At 65.9% G+C, this 3,361-nt stretch carries 4 protein-coding genes; 3 read left to right on the forward strand and 1 reads right to left on the reverse strand.

Going from position 1 to position 3,361, the window contains the following annotated elements; genetic code table 11:
* From Q0O95_RS13685 to der, 3 genes are all read left to right on the forward strand, one after another.
* A partial coding sequence (locus Q0O95_RS13685; RefSeq protein WP_293699808.1) for an ACT domain-containing protein occupies positions 1–237 on the forward strand: 237 nt, incomplete at its 5' end.
* A gap of 31 nt (positions 238–268) precedes the next feature.
* Positions 269–931, forward strand: coding sequence for a (d)CMP kinase (gene cmk, locus Q0O95_RS13690; protein WP_293699811.1), 663 nt, complete (start codon positions 269–271; stop codon positions 929–931).
* A gap of 122 nt (positions 932–1,053) precedes the next feature.
* Positions 1,054–2,475, forward strand: coding sequence for a ribosome biogenesis GTPase Der (gene der, locus Q0O95_RS13695; RefSeq protein WP_293699817.1), 1,422 nt, complete (start codon positions 1,054–1,056; stop codon positions 2,473–2,475).
* 103 nt (positions 2,476–2,578) lie between these two features.
* On the opposite strand, the gene Q0O95_RS13700 is transcribed toward der, so the two are convergent.
* Positions 2,579–3,286: an anti-sigma factor gene (locus Q0O95_RS13700; protein ID WP_293699814.1), complete on the reverse strand. Its 708-nt coding sequence runs from the start codon at positions 3,284–3,286 to the stop codon at positions 2,579–2,581.
* Positions 3,287–3,361: the final 75 nt, after the last annotated feature.

Consider the following 3,361-nt stretch of genomic DNA (forward strand, 5'->3'; position numbering starts at 1 on the left):
GGCAAGCACGGCACGCAGACGCGCTTCGCGAAGCTGCTGGTGAAGGTCGACGACCGCCCCGGCCAGCTCGCGCGCTTGCTGACGGATATCGGGGATGCGGGCGTCAACATGGAGGACGTACGGCTCGAGCACGCGGAGGGGTCGCAGTACGGTGTCGCGGAAATCCTGATCCTGCCCGAATCCATTCTCGAGCTCGAGGGTGTACTCGACGAACTGGGATGGCAGGTGCTGGGATGATGACGCCGGTACGCACGCTGAAGGAGGAACGATGAACACGGTCGTCGGCATCGATGGGCCAGCAGGCAGCGGGAAGTCATCCGTTGCGCGCAAGAGCGCCAGCGAACTCGGCTTTCAGTTTCTCGACACGGGCGCCGCATACCGTTCGCTCGCTTGGCTCACCATGGATCGTGGCACCGACCCCGCGAACCGCGAACACGTGCTGGCCGCGCTGGCCGACTTCGACTACGAGATCACGCTCGAATCCGGATCGCAGCGCGTGCTCGTGAACGGGGCAGACGTGACGGGCGACATCCGTACGGAACAGGTGTCGCGCGCGGCATCGCAGGTGGCCGTCATCCCAGAAGTCCGGCGCACGGTGAACGATATCTTCCGGCGGCTGATCAAGACCGCAGAACCCGGTATCGTAGTGGAGGGTCGAGACATCACCACCGTCGTTGCGCCGGATGCCGACGTACGCATTCTGCTCACCGCCAGCGAAGTCGTTCGCGCCGAGCGGCGTGCTGCGGAGCTGGGGGAGAGCGCCGAGGAGATCCTGCGACGCATGCGCGAACGCGACACCCGCGATCGCGGCAACAGCGACTTCCTGGAGCCCGCCGAAGGTGTTGTCCTGGTCGACTCCAGCAACCTGAACTTGCCACAGACCGTGCAGGCGGTCGTGAACCTTGTCCGTGGAAGGGCACCGAAACAATGACTGACGCAAACGCGCCGCACGGCGCAGACGACCTCGACGCACGCGACGGACAGGAACCCGAGGTCGAGTACGTGGACGGCGAGAGCGCCTTCGACAGCAATACCGCACTCGATGATGCACGTATGCGCGCGCTGCGCGCGGGCCTCGACGACTACGAGTTCGAAGACGATGATGAGGCACTCCTTGCCGGCATCGGCGACGACGCGGACATCCCGCGGCTGATGCCCGCACTGCCGGTGCTCGCCATCGTGGGGCGCCCCAACGTCGGCAAATCCGCCCTCGTCAACAGGATTCTGGGTCGCCGCGAAGCCGTGGTCGAAGATGTTCCGGGTGTCACTCGCGACCGGGTCAGCTATCGCGCCGAATGGAACGACCGTCACTTCACGGTCGTCGATACCGGCGGCTGGGAGCCTGACGCCAAGGGCATCGACAGGTCGGTCGCGCAGCAGGCTGAAATCGCCGTCGAGCTCGCGGATGCCGTGCTCTTCATCGTCGACGTCAACGTGGGCGCGACGTCAACCGATGAGCACGTTGTGCGCATGCTGCGGCAGTCGAACAAGCCCGTGCAGCTGGTCGCCAACAAGGCGGATGACGGCCGCCGGGATCTCGAGGCCGCGAGCCTGTGGAGCCTCGGACTCGGTGAGCCCATGCCGATCTCGGCGATTCACGGGCGCGGCGTCGCCGACCTGCTCGACCGAGTCCTGAAGATGCTCCCGAAGGAGTCCGCGGTCGCGAAACAGGAGTACGGAGGGCCGAGGCGCGTCGCGATTCTCGGTCGCCCGAACGTCGGGAAGTCGTCGCTGCTGAACAAGGCCGCCGGTGAAGAGCGCGTCGTCGTCAACGACCTCGCGGGTACGACGCGCGACCCCGTCGACGAACAGATCGAGCTCGCGGGCCGAGTGTGGCGATTCGTCGACACAGCGGGCATCCGTCGCCGTGTGCACCTGCAGCAGGGCGCCGACTTCTACGCAACTCTACGCACACAGGCCGCGCTGGAGAAGGCGGAAGTCGCAGTCGTGCTCATCGACGTCACCGAGGTGATCAGCGAGCAGGACATCCGCATCATCGATCTTGTGCTCGAATCCGGGCGCTCGCTCGTGCTGGCATTCAACAAGTGGGATCAACTCGACGACGAACGCCGCCTGTATCTCGAACGCGAGATCGAGAAGGACCTCGCGCACGTCGACTGGGCGCCGCGCGTCAACATCTCCGCCCGCACCGGCCGCCACCTCGAGAAGCTCGTGCCCGCGCTCGAGACGGCGCTCGACGCGTGGGACTCGCGCATACCGACCGCGAAGTTCAACGCGTTCCTGACCGAGCTCACGGCTGAGCACCCGCACCCGCTGCGCGGTGGCAAGCAGCCGCGCATCCTGTTCGGAACACAGGCCGGCTCGCGCCCGCCGACGTTCGTGCTCTTCACAACCGGATTCCTCGATCCCCAGTACCGTCGCTTCATTCAGCGCAGACTGCGTGAGACCTACGGGTTCGAGGGAACCCCCATCGTCGTGAACCAGCGGATTCGGGAGAAGCGCCAACGACGCTAGCGTGCGGGCTTTCGAGCGCTGAAACGTGCACGTGAGCGGGCCGCCAACTGGATAATCCAGTTGAACAGTCGCTCAGCTGCAGTTTTCAGCGCTGACCGCGGACTCAGTCGGTCTCGACGGCCACGATCGGGTCGGAAGTCGGCTCGCCGGTCGGGGAACCACCCGGTTCTTCGACGGTTATGGCGACGATGTCGCCTTGGCTCGGCTCACCGGCCAGCAGCGTCAACTCGGAGTCTTCGCCCAACTCGATCAGTCCGGCCGAGATGGGTGTCTCGCCACGCACGAACCAGAGCTCGTAGGCCTGATCGTCGGCGATCTCGGGCAGCTCGGCCGTTTCGATAACCGCCGAGCCGACGGAGATCGACCAGTGGAGCGTTACCGAGCCGCCCCCGTCCACGTCGGCGGTTGCCGAGCGGGCATCCTCGGCGGCGGTGATCTCCTCCATCGCGAGGTCGGCCGGCGGCGTATCCCGCGCGGCATCGAACAGCAGGGGAGCGATCACGATCGCAAGGATCAGAACAACCGAGGCAGCGAGCGCGAACAGGCTCATACGCAGACGCCGCGGTCGCTTCTGCGACACAGCTTGCGGCTGCTCGTTGATGGCCGCGAGAATGCCGGCGCGGATGTCCTTCGGCGGTTCCTGCGCGGGGGCCGTCAACGCAAGCGAGGCCGCCGCGTTGGCGTCCTCATCGAGGATGCTCTGCCACTCGGGATGCTCCTCGAGCGCGGCGTGGAGCTCGCGTTCTTCCTCTTCCGACAGTGCGCCGAGAGCGTGGCCTGCGGAGAGTTCCCGAAAGTCGTGTTCGTGCATTCGATTATCCCTCCAGCGCTTTCCGGAGCCGGGTGAGACCATCGCGCATCCTGGTCTTCACCGTGCCGAGCGGCG

Origin of the sequence: uncultured Agrococcus sp., assembly GCF_945915485.1 — a bacterium.
In the GTDB taxonomy this organism is placed as follows: Bacteria; Actinomycetota; Actinomycetes; order Actinomycetales; family Microbacteriaceae; genus Agrococcus.